This is a genomic window from Pedobacter glucosidilyticus DSM 23534, assembly GCF_000425145.1.
In the GTDB taxonomy this organism is placed as follows: domain Bacteria; phylum Bacteroidota; class Bacteroidia; order Sphingobacteriales; family Sphingobacteriaceae; genus Pseudopedobacter; species Pseudopedobacter glucosidilyticus.
Window position 1 is genome coordinate 104,004 of the sequence record NZ_AULF01000012.1, and the last position, 21,827, is coordinate 125,830.

At 33.1% G+C, this 21,827-nt stretch carries 20 protein-coding genes and 1 pseudogene; 10 read left to right on the forward strand and 11 right to left on the reverse strand.

The genetic code is table 11. The features are described from left to right. Positions 1-92 precede the first annotated feature (92 nt). Both H510_RS0105025 and H510_RS0105030 read left to right on the forward strand, forming a co-directional pair. Positions 93-641 (forward strand): fasciclin domain-containing protein, encoded by a 549-nt coding sequence (locus tag H510_RS0105025; protein ID WP_026903308.1) that lies wholly within the window; start codon positions 93-95, stop codon positions 639-641. 136 nt (positions 642-777) lie between these two features. After that, positions 778-1,362: a hypothetical protein gene (locus H510_RS0105030; protein WP_026903309.1), complete on the forward strand. Its 585-nt coding sequence runs from the start codon at positions 778-780 to the stop codon at positions 1,360-1,362. Positions 1,363-1,711: 349 nt separating this feature from the next. Here H510_RS0105030 and H510_RS0105035 read toward each other — a convergent pair whose 3' ends face one another. From H510_RS0105035 to H510_RS0105060, 5 genes are all read right to left on the reverse strand, one after another. Further along, positions 1,712-2,398 carry a hypothetical protein gene (locus H510_RS0105035; RefSeq protein ID WP_026903310.1) on the reverse strand — a complete coding sequence of 229 codons (687 nt, stop codon included), beginning with the start codon at positions 2,396-2,398 and terminating at the stop codon, positions 1,712-1,714. Further along, complete coding sequence (locus H510_RS0105040; RefSeq protein WP_026903311.1) at positions 2,398-3,105, reverse strand: hypothetical protein; 708 nt, start codon at positions 3,103-3,105, stop codon at positions 2,398-2,400. Before H510_RS0105040 ends, H510_RS0105035 begins: the two co-directional genes overlap by 1 nt. A 1-nt stretch (position 3,106) precedes the next feature. Next, complete coding sequence (locus H510_RS0105045; protein ID WP_026903312.1) at positions 3,107-3,634, reverse strand: hypothetical protein; 528 nt, start codon at positions 3,632-3,634, stop codon at positions 3,107-3,109. 379 nt (positions 3,635-4,013) lie between these two features. Further along, positions 4,014-5,126 (reverse strand): type ISP restriction/modification enzyme, encoded by a 1,113-nt coding sequence (locus tag H510_RS0105055; RefSeq protein WP_026903313.1) that lies wholly within the window; start codon positions 5,124-5,126, stop codon positions 4,014-4,016. Positions 5,127-5,190: 64 nt separating this feature from the next. Continuing rightward, positions 5,191-6,210, reverse strand: coding sequence for a PDDEXK nuclease domain-containing protein (locus H510_RS0105060; protein WP_026903314.1), 1,020 nt, complete (start codon positions 6,208-6,210; stop codon positions 5,191-5,193). 285 nt (positions 6,211-6,495) lie between these two features. Between H510_RS0105060 and H510_RS0105065 the strand changes: the two genes are divergently transcribed. From H510_RS0105065 to H510_RS0105085, 5 genes are all read left to right on the forward strand, one after another. After that, on the forward strand, positions 6,496-7,593 hold the full coding sequence (locus H510_RS0105065) for a vWA domain-containing protein (protein WP_026903315.1): 1,098 nt from the start codon (positions 6,496-6,498) through the stop codon (positions 7,591-7,593). Positions 7,594-7,735: 142 nt separating this feature from the next. Further along, entirely contained in the window at positions 7,736-9,217 is a 1,482-nt protein-coding gene (locus tag H510_RS0105070) for an AAA family ATPase (protein ID WP_026903316.1), read from the forward strand. Positions 9,218-9,224: 7 nt separating this feature from the next. Then, on the forward strand, positions 9,225-10,472 hold the full coding sequence (locus H510_RS0105075) for a metallophosphoesterase (protein ID WP_026903317.1): 1,248 nt from the start codon (positions 9,225-9,227) through the stop codon (positions 10,470-10,472). Positions 10,473-10,488: 16 nt separating this feature from the next. Beyond that, positions 10,489-11,364, forward strand: a complete 876-nt coding sequence (locus tag H510_RS0105080) for a UbiA prenyltransferase family protein (RefSeq protein ID WP_026903318.1) — start codon at positions 10,489-10,491, stop codon at positions 11,362-11,364. After that, the gene (locus tag H510_RS0105085; RefSeq protein WP_036691974.1) at positions 11,361-12,023 is read left to right on the forward strand and encodes an MOSC domain-containing protein; all 663 of its coding nucleotides are present in this window, start codon (positions 11,361-11,363) and stop codon (positions 12,021-12,023) included. Before H510_RS0105080 ends, H510_RS0105085 begins: the two co-directional genes overlap by 4 nt. Here the strand turns inward: H510_RS0105085 and H510_RS0105090 are convergent, their stop codons facing one another. The 5 genes from H510_RS0105090 to H510_RS0105110 all read right to left on the reverse strand — a co-directional run bounded on the left by H510_RS0105090 (position 12,024) and on the right by H510_RS0105110 (position 18,453). Further along, positions 12,024-12,653, reverse strand: a complete 630-nt coding sequence (locus H510_RS0105090) for a response regulator transcription factor (protein ID WP_026903320.1) — start codon at positions 12,651-12,653, stop codon at positions 12,024-12,026. A 1-nt stretch (position 12,654) separates the two neighbouring features. Continuing rightward, positions 12,655-13,923, reverse strand: a complete 1,269-nt coding sequence (locus H510_RS0105095) for a sensor histidine kinase (RefSeq protein WP_026903321.1) — start codon at positions 13,921-13,923, stop codon at positions 12,655-12,657. A 247-nt stretch (positions 13,924-14,170) separates the two neighbouring features. Next, positions 14,171-14,857 carry a response regulator transcription factor gene (locus tag H510_RS0105100; RefSeq protein ID WP_026903322.1) on the reverse strand — a complete coding sequence of 229 codons (687 nt, stop codon included), beginning with the start codon at positions 14,855-14,857 and terminating at the stop codon, positions 14,171-14,173. 2 nt (positions 14,858-14,859) lie between these two features. After that, positions 14,860-16,530, reverse strand: coding sequence for a sensor histidine kinase (locus H510_RS0105105; protein ID WP_026903323.1), 1,671 nt, complete (start codon positions 16,528-16,530; stop codon positions 14,860-14,862). Further along, positions 16,531-18,453, reverse strand: coding sequence for an alpha/beta hydrolase family protein (locus tag H510_RS0105110; RefSeq protein WP_155977846.1), 1,923 nt, complete (start codon positions 18,451-18,453; stop codon positions 16,531-16,533). Positions 18,454-18,578: 125 nt separating this feature from the next. Here H510_RS0105110 and H510_RS0105115 point away from each other — a divergent pair, with 125 nt between their 5' ends. From H510_RS0105115 to rfbC, 3 genes are all read left to right on the forward strand, one after another. Next, positions 18,579-20,396, forward strand: a complete 1,818-nt coding sequence (locus tag H510_RS0105115) for a tetratricopeptide repeat protein (RefSeq protein WP_081659195.1) — start codon at positions 18,579-18,581, stop codon at positions 20,394-20,396. Between the two features lie 164 nt (positions 20,397-20,560). Continuing rightward, positions 20,561-20,872, forward strand: coding sequence for a DUF4286 family protein (locus tag H510_RS0105120; RefSeq protein ID WP_026903326.1), 312 nt, complete (start codon positions 20,561-20,563; stop codon positions 20,870-20,872). Then, on the forward strand, positions 20,869-21,417 hold the full coding sequence (gene rfbC / locus H510_RS0105125) for a dTDP-4-dehydrorhamnose 3,5-epimerase (RefSeq protein WP_026903327.1): 549 nt from the start codon (positions 20,869-20,871) through the stop codon (positions 21,415-21,417). The genes H510_RS0105120 and rfbC overlap by 4 nt, the downstream gene beginning before the upstream one ends. A gap of 224 nt (positions 21,418-21,641) precedes the next feature. Here rfbC and H510_RS19830 read toward each other — a convergent pair. Next, positions 21,642-21,827: pseudogene (locus H510_RS19830) on the reverse strand (transposase); the annotation flags it as partial.

The following is a 21,827-nucleotide window of genomic DNA, read 5'->3' on the forward strand; positions in this document are numbered from 1 at the left end:
CATTAACTATCAGTGATGTAAAAATATTTTTCATTTTTTAAAATCCAGAGTTTGTTTTACAGCGTACATGCTCCCAAACAAACAAGAAGAAAATGAAGAAAATATTTTTAGCTGTATTTGCCTTAGTAGCTATGGCAACTGTAAATGTACAAGCACAAGAAAATCCAATGGTAGGTGGTGCACCTATGTATGCCTCTAAAGACATTATTGATAATGCGGTTAAATCTAAAGACCACACTACTTTAGTAGCTGCTGTAAAAGCTGCCGGTTTAGTAGAAACTTTAAAAGGTAAAGGTCCGTTTACGGTATTTGCACCAACCAATGCAGCATTTGAAAAATTACCTGCCGGAACGGTAGAAACGTTAGTTAAGCCAGAAAACAAAGCAAAATTAACTAGCATTTTAACATACCATGTTTTAGCAGGGAAATTTTCTGCTGCTGATGTAGTTAAAGCTATCAAAGCAGGTAACGGAAAAGCAACTTTTACAACTGTTAATGGTGGTAAATTATATGCTTCATTAGATGGTGATAAAGTAAAACTTTGGGATGAAAACAAAGGGACTGCTTATGTTACCATTGCAGATGTGAATCAGAAAAATGGCGTTATTCATGTAATTGACAGCGTAGTATTACCAAAATAATTTTTTCGTAATAGTGATGTGGGTAAAAGCCTAGCTGTAATAGCTGGGCTTTTTGGTTTTAGAAAGCATTCTATGAATATATTTATAACTATTTTTTTTCATAAGACAAATTATTACTTTAGCAAATAATTACCTTATGGAAGCACTAAATAGATTTATTGAATCTAACTTATTTAATAATATTATAACCGGACTGTTTTCTTCTGGGTTATTCTTATTAATTCTAGCACTTTTAAAGCCTAGAGTAGTTATATGTGATAAAATCGCTCACAGTTATGACGAATCACAACCTTTAGAAACCCAAAACAGTTACTTTTTTAAAATAATAAACAAATCTTTATTTTTTAGAATATATGATATTCAAGTAAGAGTTTGGAATACTGAAATAATACCATCAAAAAATGCCGAAAATTTCCATTTTAAAACTATTCCGCTTGTTAAAGATTTTCAATGGGTAATCAATAGATTGTATGTAGGACATCTATTTCAAAATCTTATTCTTGGTGAAAAAAGATTAGAAAAAAGAACTGATTACGCGGCACAATTTTTGACTTATACAGACATACATCATTTAATAAACAAGAAAAATTTTATAACTATTGAAGTTATTGCTAAACATTCATTAACAGGTTTTACCAGAGTTATTAAAAAAACCTACAAGCATAAAAATGATATTGTGAAAGGAGAATTTTTTAGTGGAAATTCTTGCAAAGTAAAATAAGCATGTACCTAATCACAAACAATTATTATTATTTTTTGTAATTAAAGTGTTAATACATATATTTATACAATCAACATTTAAAACTATGGATATCATCGTAAAATAATTAATTGATTTTAATTGAAAATTTACATTAAATATAAAGCCCTATAAGGGCTTTTTTTATATGAGATAAATACGTGATATATACATCTCTACTAAAAACACTTGTAAAATTAACATAGCAACTAGATGTTGTAAAATGGCATTTTACAAAATTCTTTAAACAATATCTAGTAACCTTCATCTCTAGTACTAAATAGTCCTTAAATTCTATAAATCTATACTTAAATAGCTGGGTCTTTTGGTTTTAAAAAGCATCTACAAAAGCAATTTCATGATATTGCTGCTTCTGATACATTTCTGAGATGGTGCTATCATGCTCGCCATTAAGAGCTTCTTGCAAATTGAATATCCGAATATGGTCTTTATCTTGAGCTTCTAGTAGTATTTGGTTAAAATAAATTTTACTATGATAACTAGTTTCGTCTAAAAAAAGTAGTACCCAATGATGGGAAGAAATAGAAGGTGATATAAAAGCTTTTTCGCATTTTAGTGTTTCAAATACGTTTTTATACAAGAACCGTACTTCATTCATTTTAGCTAAATAAGCTGCTCTTCCGCCGTAGTATTTACCTGTTTTATCTAAAATAGTTTCTATAAAAAATTGCCAAGACTGCGTAAACGGAATATGTATCATACTGATGATACCATTTGGATAAAAAGCTATATTAAATTCTTTTTCATCATGCGCAATAGGAAATTCTACTTCATAAGTATTGTCATCATTTCTGTCTTTATTCAGATAGATAGTTAACACTTCTTTATATCCGTTTTCTATCATGATTACTTCATCTGGTGTATTTTCTTGAATATCATAAAAGCATGCTTTAATGTTCCTTTCTAATGCAGTAGATAAACGCTTTAGAAATATTAAAGGCTCTGGATGATACAAGGGGCTTACACTATAAGCATAAAAAGATTTCCCTTCTGCCATTATATTTTAAACAAATTACTTTCGGATATTTTAAAATCTTCTCGCTTCACCATGTGTGAAGATTTAAATTCTGGCTTCTTTTTACCGAGATAATTCAAATCCTCATCAAATATTTTCTCCCAATCATCCTCGTCTTTTCTATTTAAATCATACTCTCGAGTTGGTTTTAAATTTCTAATATCAAAATCTAAAAATTCATTTGGAGAAGCAAAACTATAAAAATAAGGAATAACAAAATGGTCAGAATATTTGATAATCAGCATATTGCTGTGGTAACAATCTTTAATACCGCAAAAACAAACTTCTCGCATACCGTAGTAGGCATAGTTTTCAGGGATATTATCTATTAATGTTTGGGTAATTCCTGATTTTATAAGATGTTTAGTTACTTTTTTAAAGGTATTTCTTTTAATAGTTTCATCTAAAAAATTTGGATGCTCATGTATCTCTTCTATCCTAGAGTTATGGTTATCAAAAAATGATAATTTTAGAAATCTTACTTTTTCTAATAGTTTATAAGGATGATTTCTTCTTAAATAAGTTGGAAAATCTATATTATTAGCATTTAAATTTGGGCAGATACATTCTTCAAAACTTTTATGTAAAATGGAATATTGTATAATTGCACCTTCAAATAGGTCTTCATCTTTTTGGAATGTTACTATCAGATTGTTTAGTTTGTTTTTTTCGTTTGGTAGTTGAGGCATATTAAAATTTAAATTTAATTTTTGCTGCTCGCCAATTCTTTTTCAAAATTGGCGATTTATAACAGGTTTCTCCGTAGCTTTCTTCGCCAGTAAAATGGCAAAACTTTTCTTTGTATTCATCATTACTAAAACGCATCCAGCTTTTAAAAGCTCCCTCAGCATACGGTTTTTTTACATTGAACGGTATGCTTACCCCAGTTCTTATACAAAATGCTGTAGATGGTTCAACTGTTTCAAAATTTTTATATCCAATTGGTTTAGCTCTTTCATAAAGTTCATCCATTTCATTTACTAAGATATTAGATGATATATATTCTTTATTAATACCGAGTAAGCCTGTTTTAAATTCTGGAGATTTATCAAATTTTAAAGTTGCTGTATCAATAACTTCATTAAAGAAAACATGAGCATCTAATTCCGGATCATAATTGTTTAAAATCCTATCACTTATAGATGCTAATTTGCTTTTCACATCAATCATAATACCTACCTCAATATTATTATTTTGAGAATAGTCATATAAATTCATAGAAGTAAATATCGCTCTATCTTCACTTGCATAATATTTTGCATGTAATCTAGAAGAGTATCTTATTTCGATATTTTTAAATTGCTTAAAAAATTCAAAGTCCTCCTTTAGTAAACTTTTATGTAATCCATCTTCATTTTTACCGAAAACAATGATAATACGTAGCTCTGGATAATTGATTTTGGTTAATAAATCTCTTTTTAGCCTTTCATGTAACTTTATAAGGCGAAATCATAATTAGATACTTATCAGCATCTCTTATTAAGTATTCTAATTCTACATTAATTTGGTTATCTGCTATAAATTTGATTGCCATTATTTAATTAGTTTAATTTGGGTTCGAGTCCCTTCTTCCGCACCATTCTTAAAAATCTATCCCCTAAACCTCTAAAACCCTATCAATTTTCACCATTAAATCAGCCGTTTTGGTTAAGGCTACAATCATTTTTTGGTAATGTAAAATATCCTCAAAACTTAATGCCCTGCCTTTACGGTCTTTTAGCCATTTTTGGGCTGGTTGGTAGCTGCCTATGTAAAACTCCCAAGCTATTTTGGGTACTTTATCAAAATATTGGGTTGGGTTGATGTAAACTCTTCCGACCTCTCTTACCCCTTTCGAGGGAGGTAAGTTTGCAAACGTAGGTTTCTCTACCACATTATCTCCGTCTACAGGGTATTGGGTTATGTAATTTTCTACTTCTGGACTTTCTAATAAATGTAGTGCTCTTAGTTTGCCACCATAGTCTTTAACCCTAAAAAACATTATTTTACTTTTAGGGAAGGGAACTCGTGGGAAATCTATTTTTAAAAATTCTTTATATTTCTCTCGGTAATTTGGACTATGTAATACTCCATAAATATAATCTAGTAAATCTAAAGGCCCAAAGTACCAAGGCAAACCCTCCAAATATTCTTCTAAGATTACATTCCGCTCCGGCTCGAAATTAATATCCAAATGCTTTGTAATTTGGTTTACAATATCCATATTTAAATTAGGCACCCGGTTTTGGCTTTCGCCGATGCTTAACTGGCCGCTAGTTTCTGGGTAAAGGTAGAGAGGGAAAGTTAAACCCGCACCAAATTGTCCCGCTGTACCTGTAAAGTTTATATCAGTTAGCCCTTTCGTTACAAAAAAACCAAACTGACCTGTAACAGCTTGTCTTGGAAGTAATAATCCTAGATTTTCTTTTAACATATTTCTCATTATAGAGAATCTATGTCTCACTACTTTTTTAAGATCATAATTTATATTTTGTATATCAAAAGGTCTATAGTAATAAACTTCATTATGTTCTAAAAATTTTTCGCTACTTATCAAATTTTTATCATCATGTGTCTTGATACCACTCGTATAAATATTGAATAAATCACTACATTTAAATCCCTTATCATAATTATCAATCTCATCAAAATCCTTCTTAACAAAAAAATAATTGGGTTCTTCCAAGTCTAGCTCTTTCCACTCTATACTCTCCAAAGAATTTTCATTCAAGAAATTGTATTTGTCATCACGTTAGCCGTAAAGGTCAAAATGAAATACTTGGGCTAATTTATCTTTACTCATTTGGTGTATTTCTTAGGTTTAGTAAGGCTTTTTCGCGTTCTATTTCTGCAATTAATTCTTCCTCGGTAGGTAAATAAGGCAAATATTTGGTAGCAAAAAGTTGCTTATTTTCTGCCAGTACAGAGTATTTAGCTATGGTTTTATCAGTCTCGGTACATAATAAAATACCAATAGTTGGGTTATCTGTGGTTTGCTTTTTTAAATCGTTATACATACGCACATACATATCTAGTTGCCCCACATCCTGATGCGTAATTTTTGTGGTTTTGATATCTATAATGACAAAGCATTTTAAAATGTAGTTGTAAAACACCAAATCGATATAAAAATCGCTAGTTTCTGTTCTTACCAATTGTTGGCGCTCTACAAAAGCGAACCCCTTACCTAGCTCTAAAATAAACTTTTGTAAATTATCAATTAACGAGCTTTCCAAAGCTTGTTCTGTATAACCTAAATTATTAGGAAGGTTTAAAAATTCTAAAACAGCTGGGCTTTTTATAAATTCAAAAGCATCTTGTTGTAGAGATTGCGTTTTTTCTTGCATTTCTGCTTCAACAGGTTCTTTTACTTGAGATGATAAAAGCCTATGGTAATATAAGGTAGAAATATTTCTATCTAAAGTGCGTACACTCCACATATTTTGTGCTGCTTCTTCTAAATAATACTGCCTGGCATTGGTGTCATTTACTCGCATAATGCGCTGAAAATGAGACCAACTTAATTGTGCGGACAGTGTTCGCACTATTTGAAATTGAGGAAAGCAAAGGTAAAACTGTCTTATTTCCCATAAAGTTCTCGCACTAAAGCCTTTTCCAAACTCTTTAGTAAGTTCAATAGCAACATTTTTAATAATTTCTTTACCGTAACCAGCTCTATCCTTTCCATTCTGCTCTTCTAAAACAATCTTCTCGCCTATTCTCCAATAAGCTTCTACCATAGCTGTGTTTATAGCTTGGTAGCTCCTTTGCCTTGCTTGAGCTAAAATTTGTTTTATCTCTTGTATGTATTGCATAAATTATCAAAAACTGAATTTTCTGGCAGTATCATGTAGTAATGATGAATTTTATTTGAATCTTAATAAGCCAATTTTTAAATCATCCTAGGCCTATTCTAGTCCAATAACATCCAATATTAATGAAATTCTGTTGCTTAAAATAGCTTTTTAAGAAAATAAATGAAGTAAGAAGTTAATAGATAGGGAAACGTTAATATGACAGCAATTTAACCTAAAAACTTAATCACTCGCCTTACAAACTTTTAACTTTATCAATCGTTAAATAACCAAACATTTGCAGCAATGAGAGGATACGGGTTTTCTAAATTTTCTGAAGAAGAATTGCCTAGAGGTGGGTTTGAACAACTGCTTAAGCTTTTTCTTGAACTTCTAAACTATACCGCCGGAGACGCCAACGAAGCTTTGGCTTGGCTTAACGAGTTGGATAAGCAACATAAGCTTACCAATAACGATTACGGCATGGGCGATTTTATTGAAGACCTCAAAAATAAAGGTTACTTAAGTGATGATGACCCAAAAGGTGGTTTTAATATTACTGCAAAGACCGAGCAAACCATCAGGAAATCTGCCTTGGAAGAAATTTTTGGTAAGCTTAAAAAATCTGGAAAAGGTAACCACAATACCAGTAGCTCTGGCAGCGGAGAAGAGAAAAATGCCGATAGAAGAGAATATCAATTTGGCGATAGTTTAGACCAGATTGATATGACCAGCTCTATCCATAATGCGCAAATCAACCATGGCATCAACGATTTTATGATGACCGAGAAAGATTTAGAAGTAGAGGAAAGAGATTATAAAACTCTTACTTCTACAGTCTTGATGATAGACATATCACACTCCATGATTTTATATGGTGAAGACCGTATTACACCAGCAAAAAAGGTGGCTATGGCGCTGGCAGAGCTCATCAGTACTAAATATCCTAAAGATACCTTAGATATTGTTGTTTTTGGTAACGATGCATGGCCTATCAGTATTAAAGATTTGCCTTATTTACAGGTTGGTCCTTACCATACCAATACTTATGCAGGTTTAGAATTGGCTACCGATATTTTACGCAGAAGAAAAACACATAATAAACAAATCTTCATGATTACAGACGGGAAACCAACCTGTTTAAAAGAAGGTTTAAAATATTATAAAAATAGCATTGGCTTAGATAGAAAGGTGATTAACAAAACCTTAACCATGGCAGCACAGTGTAAAAAATTAAATATCCCTATCACCACTTTTATGATCGCCCGCGACCCTTACTTACAACAGTTTGTAAGACAATTTACAGAAGTAAACGGCGGCAGAGCTTTTTACAGTTCTTTAAAAGGTTTAGGCGAATACATATTTGAAGATTATATCAAAAACAGAAGAAGAACAGTAAGGTAGATGGTTGATAGTAATTGGTGGATGGATTAGTTCATTAGTCAATGGACTATGGACAATAAGCGATGGTCAATGGTTAATAGATAAAAAACCATGCAAAGCCTAACCAACTAACCAACTAAAACCTAACAAACTAAAAAAAAACATGACAACATTAGGAGAACTAAAAAAATCAGAATACAAGAGCAGATCCATTAAGGAAGAGTTAAGAGAGAATCTTATTAAAAGATTAAAAAGTAAGGATTTAGGTTTTGAAGGCATCATTGGTTTTGAAGATACCGTTCTGCCTGATTTACAAACGGCTATATTAAGCAGACATAATATTTTGTTATTAGGTTTAAGAGGACAAGCAAAAACGCGTATTGCCCGCTTAATGGTTAACCTGTTAGATGAATATGTACCTTATATTGTAGGTTCTGATTTGTATGACGACCCATTGAACCCTATCAGTTGGTTTGGTAAACATACCGTAGAGACCATGGGCGATGATACACCCATCGCTTGGTTACACCGTAACGATAGGTATACAGAAAAATTGGCCACGCCAGATGTTACCGTTGCAGATTTAATTGGTGATGTTGACCCTATTAAAGCTGCTACGCAGAAATTAAATTATTCTGATGAAAGAGTAATCCATTTCGGACTAATCCCGAGAGCGCATAGAAGCATCTTCGTGATTAATGAATTGCCAGATTTACAAGCCCGTATTCAAGTAGCCTTATTCAATATCCTTCAAGAAAAAGATATACAGATAAGAGGTTTTAAATTACGCTTACCGCTTGATGTGCAGTTTGTATTTACAGCCAACCCAGAGGATTATACCAACCGTGGATCTATTGTAACGCCTTTAAAAGACCGTATAGAGAGTCAGATTTTAACACATTACCCTAAATCTGTAGAAATATCAAGAAAGATAACTCAGCAAGAAGCTGCCCTTACAGATGAACAACGTTTGATAGAGGCAGACGGCCTAGTAAAAGATTTGGTAGAGCAAATAGCTTTTGAAGCTAGAAATTCTGAATATATAGATAAAAAATCTGGCGTATCGGCTCGTTTAACCATTTCTGCTTATGAGAATTTAATCTCGCATGCAGAAAGAAGAATGCTGCTGAATGATGAAAAATCTACTTTTGTACGCATTACAGATTTTTTGGGCGTTATACCAGCCATCACCGGAAAAATAGAATTGGTTTATGAGGGCGAGTTGGAAGGCCCAGCAAAAGTGGCTAACATCCTAATTGGTAAGGCTATACGTACTTTATTAGCTACTTATTTCCCAGATCCGGAGAAGATGAAAAAATCTAAAACCGGAAATTTATATGCAGAAATCATCAATTGGTTTAGTGCGGGTAATACCATCCATATTTTAGACCATTTAACGCAGAAAGAATACGAAAAACAATTAAACAGCGTTCCTGGCTTGAAAGATTTAGTAAAGAAAATACATCCATCCTTAAGTAAAAACCAACATCTTTTATTGATGGAATTTGTTTTACATGGTTTGGCCGAATTTTCTTTAATTAGCAAAGGCTTTTTAGAAACTGGTTTTGAGTTTAAAGATATGTTTAACAGCTTATTCACTGCCGAGTTTGAAGACGATGAAGAAGATTATGATGATAATTATTAACAATTAAATGGGCAGAATATATTCTTTAATCATCATTTCCATTTTATTAGTGGTTTTTGATGTGTATATCTATAATGCAATTCGCAGTATTTTTCCAAACTGGTCTGACAAAAAGAAAAAAAGATTCAAAAATATCTGGTGGGGTTATACCATCATTTTATTGATTGGGGTTTTCATATCCATATTTTTCAATATCAAATTAGGTATACGCTCGGTTACTTTGGTAGCGTTTTTCTTAACCTTCGTCAGTAAGTTTTTCTTCATCCCTATTTTATTGATAGATGATTTTAGAAGGCTCATCATTTGGTTTAAAAGAAAATCAAATAAAAAAGAAGTTGCTGTTGAAAACACCCAAAGCGAAAGTAACATCAGTAGGTCTGAGTTTTTGGTAAAAACAGGTATGGCCGTTGCAGCTATTCCTTTTGGTACATTAAGTTGGGGTATTGCTTCTGGCGCACATGATTATCGCATTAAAAGACAAACTTTAATCTTACCAAATTTGCCTAAAGCTTTCGATGGTATTAAAATAGCGCAACTTTCTGATATACACTCGGGTAGCTTTTACAATAAAAAAGCAGTTTTGGGCGGTGTAGAAATGTTGCTGAATGAAAAACCAGATATTGCTTTCTTTACCGGCGATTTGGTAAACGGAAAAGCATCAGAACTTAGAGATTATCAGGATATTTTCTCAAAAGTGAAAGCCCCTTTAGGAGTATTCTCTTGCTTGGGCAACCATGATTATGGCATGTATGAAAAATGGCCATCACAAGCAGCACAAGACAAAAACCATCAAGACATTATCAAAAGCCATAAAAACATGGGTTGGGATTTATTGATAAACGAGAATCGCAGAATTAAAGTGGATAACGAAGAGATAGGGATTTTAGGGATAGAAAACTGGGGTGCTGGACGTTTTCCGAAATTTGGAAAGATGGAAGAAGCTGTAAAAAACACTGATGACTTAGCGGTTAAATTGCTACTTTCTCACGACCCATCACACTGGAAAGCACAGGTCTTAAAAGATTATCCTCAAATAGATGTGATGTTCTCTGGACATACCCATGGCTCGCAATTTGGAATTGATACAGGAGATTTCCAATGGAGCCCCGTTCAGTATATTTATGAACAATGGAAAGGCTTATACCAGGAAAATAACCAACAACTATATGTTAACGTAGGCTTTGGTTTTATTGGATACCCAGGTAGGGTTGGAATGTTACCCGAAATCACGATATTTGAATTGAAGAGTGCTTAAAAAAAGCACTAAAACGATGATGAACCAGCTTAAAAAATTTCTTGATTTTTTACTGTTCAGCAATGTTTTTATTGCTTTAGGCGCTGTTGCACAGGGTTTAGTAACTTATTATTTATTAGATATAAAGCCAGTTTATACCATACTGGCTTTTTTATTTTTTGCTACCCTAACCATTTATAATTTCAGTATTCTGATTCAAAAACCTCAGGATTATTTAAACTCGCCTTACCGCAGGGTACGGTGGATTTTTAGTCATTACAGATTAAACATCTCTATTACCTTAATTGCCGTATTATCATTAATTCCATTATTTTTCTTACTGAGCTTTGCTTCTAAAGTATTATTATGCCTGTTAGGCTTGGTTTCTTTTGGCTACTCTTTACCCCTGTTTAGCCTTAACAATCAAAAGTTTGGTTTAAGAAATATACCAGGGTTAAAGCTTTTTTTAATTGCCGCTGTATGGGCTGTAAGTACAGTTGCTTTGCCTATTTTAGAAATTAACGAGTTACACATCAGCTTTATATCTTTACAGGATACCACCTTGCTAACAGCTAAAAGATTCTTATTTGTTGCAGCTATTACTGTCCCTTTTGATATTAGAGACCTTTTTCAGGATAAAAATTCGGACTTAAAAACCATCCCAACAGTTTTTGGGGAAAGAAAAGCTTACCTATTTTGCCAATTGCTACTGGCTTTATATTTAATCATGCTATTTGTTTTCAATAGTGGCTTTAATACAAGTTTTTTTGGTTTGATGTTTACCATAGTGCTTGCTGGTTGGCTCATTTTAAAATCAACATGGGAGAAAAACGAGTATTATTATTTCTTGTATCTGGATGGCACTTTAATTTTACAATACCTGATGTTACTACTTTTTAACTTAGCGATATGAGTATCATCCCTATTAAAACTATCAATATAAAAGGTAAGGCAGAGCGTTTGGTTGCCGACCATCAATCTACCCGAACAGCTTACAATAAAGAGCCTATTAGCACTCCTGAAATTTACCTCACCCTAACAGGTTTTGAAGGGGATACAGTAGTACACACTAAATATCACGGTGGTAATGATAAAGCTATTTGCTGTTATAATGCCGATAGATTTACATATTGGAATGAAACCTTAAATCTGGATTTACAAAGTGGCGCTTTTGGCGAGAATTTAACTTTAACGGGTGATAACGCATTAGAAGAAAATGTTTTTATTGGCGATAGATACGAACTTGGAGAAGCTGTAGTTGAAGTTTCTGAGCCACGTGGTCCATGTTACATCATTGGTATCAGACACAATTTAAAGCAATTTCCGGTACTATGCCAAGAAACTGGCTTTACAGGCTTTTATCTGAGAACCATAAAACCCGGTAAAGTAAACGTAACAGATAAATTGGTTAAAATTTATAGTCACCCAGCTAAAATTTCGGTGATGGATATCAATCGTATTCGTTACCACGATAATAAAAATAAAGCTTGGTTAGAAAAGTTAGTTGCCTTACAAGAGCTTACTGCCGAGTGGCGAGAAAAGTTTCAAGTACTCTTAAACAAGTTGAAATAGCTATATATATTTAAATTCTTTTGCCCTTGCGATAGCATCTTCTTTATTATTTACCTGTAATTTGATATAAATATTTTTAATATGGAATTTTACTGTATCCACACTAATATCTAAGTTTACAGCAATAGATTTATAACTTTTACCTTCTGCAAGCTGTGTTAAAACCACAGTTTCTTTTTTTGATAGCGGATTTTCAATAACATTCTTTTCAAAAGACTTTACTATCATTCTAGCGATATTGGCACTCATAGGCGCTCCACCTTTAGAAGCCTCATCCAAAGCTCTTATTAATTCTTGGTAGCCATTATTTTTGGTAAGATAGCCAACCGCACCAGCACACATAGCTTCAAACACACGTTCGCTATTTTCAAATACAGTAATTATGATGATGTCTATTTTAGGATAGCTCGTTTTGATGATAGAGGTAGCTTCTATCCCACTCATTCCGGGCAAGTCTATATCCATCAAAATAATATCTGGCTTTAACTTTTTAATATCCTTAATTGCATCTTCACCATTATCATAAACCGCAATTACCCGGTAATTTTCACTATTATTAATCAAAAGCTCAAATCCTTTAGCTACATCGCAATTATCCTCTACAATGATAATTTTCCTTTTTAAATCCATATTAATCTTTTGATGCTAAGGGTGCCCACACCGTAAATATTGTACCTTCATTTAAAGAAGAAGAAACTTTTAAAATAGCTCCAATCTTTTTAATTCTGTTGTTGATATTATTGATACCACGTTTACAAACTTCATGATCACTAAAACCTGATCCATTATCAGAAAAATAAATTTCTACGCCATCATTAAGCTCTTTCATTTTAAAAACTATTTGCGTGGCGTTTGCATGCTTGGCGGCATTAGTCATCATTTCTTTAAAAATGTAAATTAACTGCCTGCTTACGGTAGCCTTAAACCTTAGGTTATCTTCTGGTTTGATAGCAGATGCTGAATAAAAGCTAACTCCAAGCTTTACAAAAAAATCTTCACCAAAATCTCGCAAATAAATAAACAACTCATCGGCATAATCACTTTTAAAATCTATAGACCAAATAAAGTCTTTTGTACCATGATACAATTGCATAGAACGTTCTTCTATGCTATGTAGAAGTTGCTTTATTTCTTCTTCATGCCCTTCCGGATTGTTGATTCTTAAACTTACAGACTGGGATAAAATGGTAATACTGGCTAGTTTGTTACCCATCTCATCATGAAAATCTCTAGCTAATTCATTTCTTAATTTACTTAGCTCTTCTGTTTTAGCTTTAATTTTCTCTTCTAATTCCTGAATTCTCTCTTGCTTTAAACTTTGTATTTTATGGTTAGCCTTTTCTAATACTTTTTTGAAAGCGATAATCAATCCCGATAAAAACACAATCACAAAAATATAGGTAAATACATTGTGGGTTGATGTATGCTGAACGACATAGGCTTTAAATGGAAATGTTTGATAGATATCCAGCATGTACAGCGTAATCATAAACGCCACCACAAAACCTGATAAGATGTTACCTACCGTTACATTGGTAAACAAGTAAGCACAAACAATAAGTAAAAGCAGCCATATATTATCAACAGAATATATACCGCCTGTATGGTAAACGCTTACTAAAACAGGTAAGGTACAAATGAACATAAAAAAGCCTAAGGAACTACTTAAATCAGACTTTAATCTAAAATAGATTGCAGCAATTAAAAACCCTAGATAACCTAAAATATTGGTAGCAATTTTTATATGGTCTTGATGATGGAAGACAAAAAAGTAAGCCAGGTAAAAAATCAGAAAAACATTTGTTACTACAAGTGCATAAGCAAAAATTACTGCCTTTTTGTAATCTTCATGTAAGGGATTATTAAGCTTTGGATGAATTAAATACTGTATTAAACGCATTTTTATAGCATTTACATTTTATTTAAATGTAAGGCTAAAATATGAATGAGACTTCAAAAAAAAACTACCCGTTTTGGGTAGTTTTTATGCGGTATTAAGGGTGTAACTTTAACCATTAATTTTTTGATATGAATAAATCATCCACAAATAATAAAGGGTATAAAGTTTATCAGTTTTTTTCTTTTCTATTTGGCTTTATCAAATTTATTTTCAACACTTTAAAAATAAACTAGGGTAAAAGTTTGTTTTAAACGTGAAATCTGTAACCTACGCCTCTAACTGTTTGTAAAAACTGCGGGCGGTCTGGGTTGTCTTCTATCTTTTTTCTTAACCTAACAATGTGCATATCTAGGGTTCTGGTATTTACATCAGAATTATAGCCCCATACTACCATCATTAAATCATCCCTACTGATAATACTATTCACGTTTTTCAGGAAATAAAGTAAAATTCTGTTCTCCAGAATGGTTAACTCAATTTTCTTATTGTTTTTCAATAAAGAGTGAGTATTTGGGTGATGCTCCATATCACCAAATTTGCTGATTTCAGATTTATCGTGGCTTACCACATACTTAATCTTACTGTCTAACATGGCTACCAAAACATCCATATTAAAAGGTTTGGTTACATAGTCTGAAGCACCAAAATTATACGCATCTATTTTATCTGGGTCTTGTGCTTTGGCCGTCATCATAATGATGAGGTTTTCAAAGCCTTTAGCCCTAAGTCCTGCACATATTTCTGAACCCTGTTTTCCAGGCAGCATCCAATCCAGAAGCACTATAGCAGGTTGCTCGATTAAAACCATTTCTTCTGCCAAGTTACCATCTGCACATTCTACTACCTTATATCCTTCTGTTTGTAAACGGTGCGAAACTAAAAATCTAAGATTTTCATCGTCTTCAATAATTGCTATTTTAATATCTTTCTGCATCATTATTTATCGTATGGCAAGGTTATTTTAAAATGCGAGCCTATGCCGGGCTTGCTGGTTACGGTAATATCGCCATCCATAAAATTAACCAGTTCTTTACAAAATGCCAAACCCAAACCTACACTGCCCTGTTGGTTATATTGGCTTTGGATGCGATAAAATTTCTTAAATATATTCTTTATTTCCTTACGTTCTATACCGATACCTTTATCTTCAAAAGAAAAAATAATATTCTTCCTGAACCTATAAATGGTTATTTTCAAGAATTTACTTCCTGGCTTGGCATATTTATAAGCGTTTTCAATTAAATTATCAAATAAACTACCTAATAACAACGGATCTGACTTAAAAGTTTCAACTCCTTTTATCAGCAAATCTATCTCATAGTCTTTATATTTAATTTGAAAAGAATCTATGATGTTTTGGGCAAAAACTTCTAAGTTAATTTCTTCATTTTTAAGCTTGATAGCCCTATTTTCTATCTGGGTAAAAGATAACAACCTATTCATCAAATCGTTCAAGCGATCGGCCTCTTCATCTAAAATTTTCCCGTAATGATTTTTCTCTCTTTCTGATAATTCCTTAGCACTTTTAATATTGTTACCAGCAATTTTGATTACAGAAACAGGCGTTTTAAACTCGTGTGTAAAGTTGTTTATAAAATCGTACTGTAGTTTAAATAGTTTTTGGTTGATGTTGAGATTACGATAAATTAGAAAAGTAATTAACGCCAGAATACAATAAATAAAAAACACACCAAAGGCAATAGGCATAAATCTTCTGCCCACTTCTTTAATTAAGAAATCTTTCTCACTGGCAAAATAAAGCTTATAATCTGCAAAAGGACCTGACAAAGAAATATCTGTAGTTAATAGGTTTGGTTTTTCTAAGATAGGATCAAAAGATTGCTTACGAATATTTATAAATTGGTAAATCTCTGGGTGTGGATTTTTAATAACCAATTGGTAAGGATTAAGCTCAAAAGTAAAAATATCCTGTTGGTACCTTGGTGATGGTGGTAGCTTTTTTAACATTAAATCCTTGTAAACTTTAATCTCCTCCCGCCGCGGCACATTCATGTAAGTAATACGGTTAGGGATGATGTTATAAAAAGTTTTAAAAATTGTTTCTTCTGATAAAGCCTGGGTAGTATCTGCCTGCTCTATATAGTTACCTAATTTTAAACCTGCTTTATTAAGCTCTTCTGCATTATTTAATGATAAACCACCTGGATTAGAATTATCAAAAATCACGATGGAGTCTTTAGAAATATTACGCCCATATCTAAAAACATTCTTTATACCCAAAGAGAAATTACCTAGTGTTAAACCATCTGCTATAGGTCTGTTGCTAATTTCGGCATCGTAAAAGATAATACGCTCTACAAAACGGTATTGTTGAAGTACAGAATCTGCATATTTAGAGGCAGAGGTAGAATCTAAATAACCTTGATAGAAAGAAACCTCAGGAACAGTATTTTGAAAAAAAGTATTAAATGGCGCTAGCGTTTGTTCTAAAACTTCAATCTTATTTGATGAAAACTCGTTCTCGACATATTTTCTAGTAAAATTATAGCCCAAAAAAAGTGCTACTATCAATGAAACAGAAATTAAAACCATAAAAACGACAATCAGAAGGAAGTTTTTACGATATCTTAACTCTTCTGCCTTCATTTATTTAGAACGGTTTAAATATTTATCAAAAAACAAATCTACTTGTGTATAGAAATTTATTTTATTCTTCTCGTCGCTCAGATAATGGCCTTCGGTTTTATCAACAATATAATTTACTTCTACTTGATTTTTACGCAGTTCCTTTACAAACTGGTTGGTTTCGCTTAAATTAACTTTCGGGTCTTTACCACCCTGCCAAATAATTAATGGCGTTTTAATTTTATTGGTCTGAAAAACCGGTGATGAATAGCGTAAATATTCTACATCCTTTTCTGGGTTGCCAATTAGCACATCAAGCATTTGTTGGTAAGGCTTATAATAAGCCGGAAAACCTTTTAAATAAGTAAACAAATTAATATATCCAGAATATGAAGCTGCACAAACGTAAAGATTGGGATTATAAACCACTTGGTTTAGGGCAGAGAAACCTCCAAAACTATAACCAAAAATGGCAATACGGTTAGCATCAGCCAGCTCTTCTTTAATTAACCAATTTACACCATCAGTAATATCATGCTGTATATTTTTACTCCAGTTTTTGAAACCCTGTTTTAAAAATGATTTACCAAATCCGGTAGACCCTCTGAAATTAATCTGAAAAACTGCATAACCCCTATTAGCAAAAAATTGTACCTCTGGAGAGTAGGCCCATGAATTTCTTAGATTTGGCCCGCTGTGCGGATAGATAACTACAGGTAAATTTTTAGATCCTCTGCCTTTAGGTAAAGTTAAAAAACCTTCTATCTCTAAACCATCTCTATTTTTAAATTTTACATGCTTCATCTCGCACATTTCAGACGGCTTAATATCTGGGTTTACATCTGCCAGCTTCATCAAATTTCTATCCTCCAAGTTATAGAAATAATAAGAACCCGGGTCTCTGTCTGTAAAAGTTCTGATAATTAAATGCTGCTCCTTTTGGTCTTTATGTATCAGCCTTATTTCATCATTACTTAATTTCTTTTTAATATCAGCGAAAGCCTCTTTTAACTGCTTATCAAAAAAATAAATTTCTCTTTTCGGATTTTCAAAAACAGCGAAATTTAACGATTGGCTTTTTCTAGAATAACTTACCTCCAGCACATCTCGTTCTTTATTCTCATACAGTACTTTGGTTTCTTCTCCGGTTAAGCAATTAAGTTCTACCACTGCTTTTTTGTCTCTATTGATATCAGAAAGCGCAAAAATATGATGCATTTTACTGCTAAAGCCAATAGGCTTTAAGGTATTGATAAAATTGCTTGATTTAACAGGTTTGAAAGCTTTGCTTCCCTTTTCGCGGTAATATAAAGTTTCGGTTACACCATCGCTACCAATAGCCATCCTTATTTCACCATCATTATCTGCTATCCAATCTATAATACTACCCGGATTTTTTTCTACCAATATCTTTTTACCCGTTTTTAAATCTAAACTGTAAACATCAAAATTCTCTGGGTTACGCTCGTTAATAGCTAGCAGAATATCATTAGAATCATACTTTAAATAATCTAAAAAAGTAACTTTAGTATCAGGTTTAAGAGATATTTTGATAGTTTTACTGCCATCATAAATAGAAGAAAAAAGCTGGAAATTCTCTCTAGCACCATTGTCTTTATAATAAAGCAAATGTGTATTACTGGCCCAAAAGTAATTACGTACAGATTGATCTGTAAAAGAACTTATCCTGAAAGATGCTTTGGATGTTAAAGATTGCACAAAAAGATTGAGCTTACCTTGGTAAGGTTTTAAATAAGAGATAAACTTACCATCCGGAGAGATTTGAAAATTAGATTGCTGAGGGTTTTTAAAAAAAGTTTCTACCGAAACTTTAGCCGGCTTTTCTTCGTTACTACAAGAAACCAGAAAAATAAATAAAAATAAACCAGATAAAATTTTTAAAAAACTTCTCATCATCACTAAATAATCTGCTATCGCTTTCAAAAATTTAAAATAGCTAAAACAAGGCAATCAGCGTTATACATTTTAGTAACATTTAAAATACAAGGTCCGTTCTATAATTCGTCAAAAACCGTAAATATCACATAATAATTTCTAATTTAGTAGAAATGAGCATAAAGAAACTCATATTACTATTTGCCTTTTTAAGTTGTTGCACTACATTGTTACAAGCGCAACAAGAAAGCGCTATGATACAAGCGCAACAATACTTCTTTAGTGGCGATTACCAAAACGCCATTAAGCTTTATGAGCAGCTTTACCAAAACCAGCAATATCAAGCATTTATATTTGATAATTATTTCAATAGCCTTTTAAAAATCAATAATGTTGATGAGGCTACCAAACTGGTAAAAAAACGTATCAAAGAAGAAGGTAATACACCTGGTTTGTTGCTGTATTTAGGACTTATACAACAACACAAGGGAAATACTGCAGAAGCTGATAAAATTTATGCTGATGTGATTAAAAACCTACCCGCAGATGTTTTTACCATCAGTACCATTGCCAGCAATTTCTATAATATCAACAACATAGAAATGGCTACCAAAACATTTCTAGCAGGCCGTAAGCTTTTAGGTAATGATACCCAGTTTAGTATTGAGCTGATCAATATTTACCGTTACACTAAAGATAAAAACAACCTATCGGCAGAAATTCTTAACATTATAGAAACTACACCAGAATACTTGCAAATAGCAAAATCTAACTTACAACGCACTTTTGATAGCACAGAAGATTATCAAACATTCAAATCCATCCTCCTTAAAAGAGTTCAAAAGGTACCGCAAAATATTGCCCTTTCAGATTTACTAGCATGGACATTTACCCAACTTAAAGAATATGATTTAGCACTCATCCAAACCATCGCTATTGATAAAAGAACACAAGATAACGGTGCTAAAGTATTTGCCCTAAGTAACATCCTGGCGGATAATGAGGCTTACGAAGCAGCTATAAAAGGCTACAATTATGTTGTAGAAAAGGGTAGTCAAAACAGTTATTATAGCCCCGCCAAGCTGGCCTTGCTTAACCTCCAAAAAGAAAAACTATTAAACAGCCAACACAGCCCAAGCTTAGCCGAGTTAAAAGAACTAGCCAATAGCTATGAAGATATTTTAGAAATGTTGGGTAAAAATGCTCGTTCTATAAACGCTTTGGTAGAACTTGCTCGCCTAAAAGCCTATTACCTTAACCAAACCCAAGAGGCCGAATTACTTTTAGAACTCGCCTTAGACACCAAAGGACTTAACCCAGAAGATTTGGCCGAATTAAAAATAGAGCTGGCAGATATTTATACCCTTAATCAAAATTTCTGGGATGCCTCACTCCTACTTGGGCAGGTAGAAAAAGCATTCCCCAACCATCCACTAGGGCAAGAAGCTAAGTTTAAAAATGCAAAAATATCTTTCTATAAAGGCGATTTTAAATGGGCAAAATCTCAATTAGATGTTTTAAAAGCTTCAACATCGCAACTTATTGCTAATGATGCGCTAGATTTAAGCCTACTTATACAAGACAACACGTTTGAAGATACCAGCGGAAACGCCTTAAAAGTTTACGCCCGGGCAGAGTTTCTACGTTTCCAAAATCTAAATAACCAAGCCTTAAGCTTATTAGACAGCCTAACAAAAGCTTATCCAACACATGCTTTAGATGATGATATTTGGGTTTCCAAAGCCCGAATTTTCAGTAGTATGAAACAGTTTGAACAAGCCGCAAAAGCTTACGAAACCATTATAGAAAAACATAGTCAAAGCATCTGGGCAGACGATGCCCTGTTTAACCTAGCTCTTTTGTATCAAGATAAACTCAACAACACCCCAAAAGCCAAACAATGTTACGAGCAGCTTTTAGAAAAATTCCCTGGCAGTTTATACGTGGTAGAAGCCAATAAAAAATACCGTTTACTAAAAGAAGCTATTTAGTATTTGTAGCGCAACAGCAGTGCAAACCATTTACTTTGTTCCCGCTATCCGCTATACTCCTCGCTGCCCTCTTAAAATCGGGCGCTACGGGGTGCCGCTACTATCGGGGCTAAAATATATGGATACTGCTATTGATTAAGCATCCAAAAACTTACCTTTGCAACATGATAATCTATAATGTTACTTCTATCATAGAAGAAAATATTCAACAAGAATATTTGGAGTACATGTACAACATCCATATACCAGAAGTACTCTCTACAGGCAAATTTTTGGATGCTAAACTATTTCTCCTTACCGAACCACAAAATGAAGGCATCACCTATTGTGCCCAGTATTTTGCAAAATCCAAAGAAGATTTAGTGTATTACAGAGAACATTATTCGCCCAAATTACAGGCAGATATCAAACAAAAGTTTGGCAATAGCCTACTTTCTTTCAGAAGCGTTTTAGAACTTACACAAGCTACTATATGAAATTTATAGAAACCCCCATCAAAGATTTAATCGTAATAGAACCTAAAGTCTGGAAAGATGAAAGAGGTTATTTTTTCGAAAGTTTTAACCAGAAAACATTTGCTCAGGCTGGCATCAATTTAGAATTTGTACAAGACAATCAATCTTTTTCACAAAAAGGTACTTTAAGAGGTTTACACGCACAAGCTCATCCCTTTGCACAAGGCAAATTGGTAAGGGTTATACAAGGTAAAGTGCTAGATGTAGCGGTAGATATTAGAAAGAACTCACCAACCTACGGCCAATACCATGCCGTAGAGCTAAGTGCCGATAATTTTAAGATGTTTTGGGTACCACCAGGCTTTTTACACGGTTTTGTAACCCTAGAAGATCAAACCATATTTGCATACAAAGTCACTGGCTTTTACGATAAAGACTCAGAAATTGGCGTGTTGTGGAACGATCCAGACTTAAATATCGATTGGAAAATTAAACCCGAAGAAGCCATCTTATCTGAAAAAGACAAACAACTTCAGAATTTTAAAGATTTGAAAGCGTTTTTTTGATTAAAGAGAAATTTCATCAGCCTTACCTGCCGGTAGGCAGTATTTATTCATTTTTTAGTATCGTACAAACTACCATAAAAAAAGAGGCTGTCTCAGAAATAAACTGAGGCAGCTTTTTTATTTTCCATCAAATTTGTCAAGTATTTTTTGTTTAGGCTTATTACTTAGATATGTAATGGCTCAATAGAGAAGCTAAAGCCTTAAAATGGGAGAAAACAGCTTTTCTAAGCTGCTTTTTTTCTTAAGTTATGAGCAATAGCGATTAAACCCCATTCTATTTCCACTTTTTTCTTACCTCTGAGCATAAATCTCTTAAAGCCATGATTATGCTTGATATTTCCAAAGACCGGTTCAACATCATAATACCTTTTTTTTGCGATGCATTATTCCTTGTTCTGAATTTAGAAGCT

Bases quoted from the DNA above. Each gene is read 5' to 3' on its own strand.
- H510_RS0105025 (WP_026903308.1), top strand. From the start codon at position 93: ATGAAGAAAATATTTTTAGCTGTATTTGCCTTAGTAGCTATGGCAACT.
- H510_RS0105030 (WP_026903309.1), top strand. From the start codon at position 778: ATGGAAGCACTAAATAGATTTATTGAATCTAACTTATTTAATAATATT.
- H510_RS0105035 (WP_026903310.1), bottom strand. From the start codon at position 2,398: ATGGCAGAAGGGAAATCTTTTTATGCTTATAGTGTAAGCCCCTTGTAT.
- H510_RS0105040 (WP_026903311.1), bottom strand. From the start codon at position 3,105: ATGCCTCAACTACCAAACGAAAAAAACAAACTAAACAATCTGATAGTA.
- H510_RS0105045 (WP_026903312.1), bottom strand. From the start codon at position 3,634: ATGAATTTATATGACTATTCTCAAAATAATAATATTGAGGTAGGTATT.
- H510_RS0105060 (WP_026903314.1), bottom strand. From the start codon at position 6,210: ATGCAATACATACAAGAGATAAAACAAATTTTAGCTCAAGCAAGGCAA.
- H510_RS0105065 (WP_026903315.1), top strand. From the start codon at position 6,496: ATGAGAGGATACGGGTTTTCTAAATTTTCTGAAGAAGAATTGCCTAGA.
- H510_RS0105070 (WP_026903316.1), top strand. From the start codon at position 7,736: ATGACAACATTAGGAGAACTAAAAAAATCAGAATACAAGAGCAGATCC.
- H510_RS0105075 (WP_026903317.1), top strand. From the start codon at position 9,225: ATGGGCAGAATATATTCTTTAATCATCATTTCCATTTTATTAGTGGTT.
- H510_RS0105080 (WP_026903318.1), top strand. From the start codon at position 10,489: ATGATGAACCAGCTTAAAAAATTTCTTGATTTTTTACTGTTCAGCAAT.
- H510_RS0105085 (WP_036691974.1), top strand. From the start codon at position 11,361: ATGAGTATCATCCCTATTAAAACTATCAATATAAAAGGTAAGGCAGAG.
- H510_RS0105090 (WP_026903320.1), bottom strand. From the start codon at position 12,653: ATGGATTTAAAAAGGAAAATTATCATTGTAGAGGATAATTGCGATGTA.
- H510_RS0105095 (WP_026903321.1), bottom strand. From the start codon at position 13,923: ATGCGTTTAATACAGTATTTAATTCATCCAAAGCTTAATAATCCCTTA.
- H510_RS0105100 (WP_026903322.1), bottom strand. From the start codon at position 14,857: ATGCAGAAAGATATTAAAATAGCAATTATTGAAGACGATGAAAATCTT.
- H510_RS0105105 (WP_026903323.1), bottom strand. From the start codon at position 16,530: ATGAAGGCAGAAGAGTTAAGATATCGTAAAAACTTCCTTCTGATTGTC.
- H510_RS0105115 (WP_081659195.1), top strand. From the start codon at position 18,579: ATGAGCATAAAGAAACTCATATTACTATTTGCCTTTTTAAGTTGTTGC.
- H510_RS0105120 (WP_026903326.1), top strand. From the start codon at position 20,561: ATGATAATCTATAATGTTACTTCTATCATAGAAGAAAATATTCAACAA.
- rfbC (WP_026903327.1), top strand. From the start codon at position 20,869: ATGAAATTTATAGAAACCCCCATCAAAGATTTAATCGTAATAGAACCT.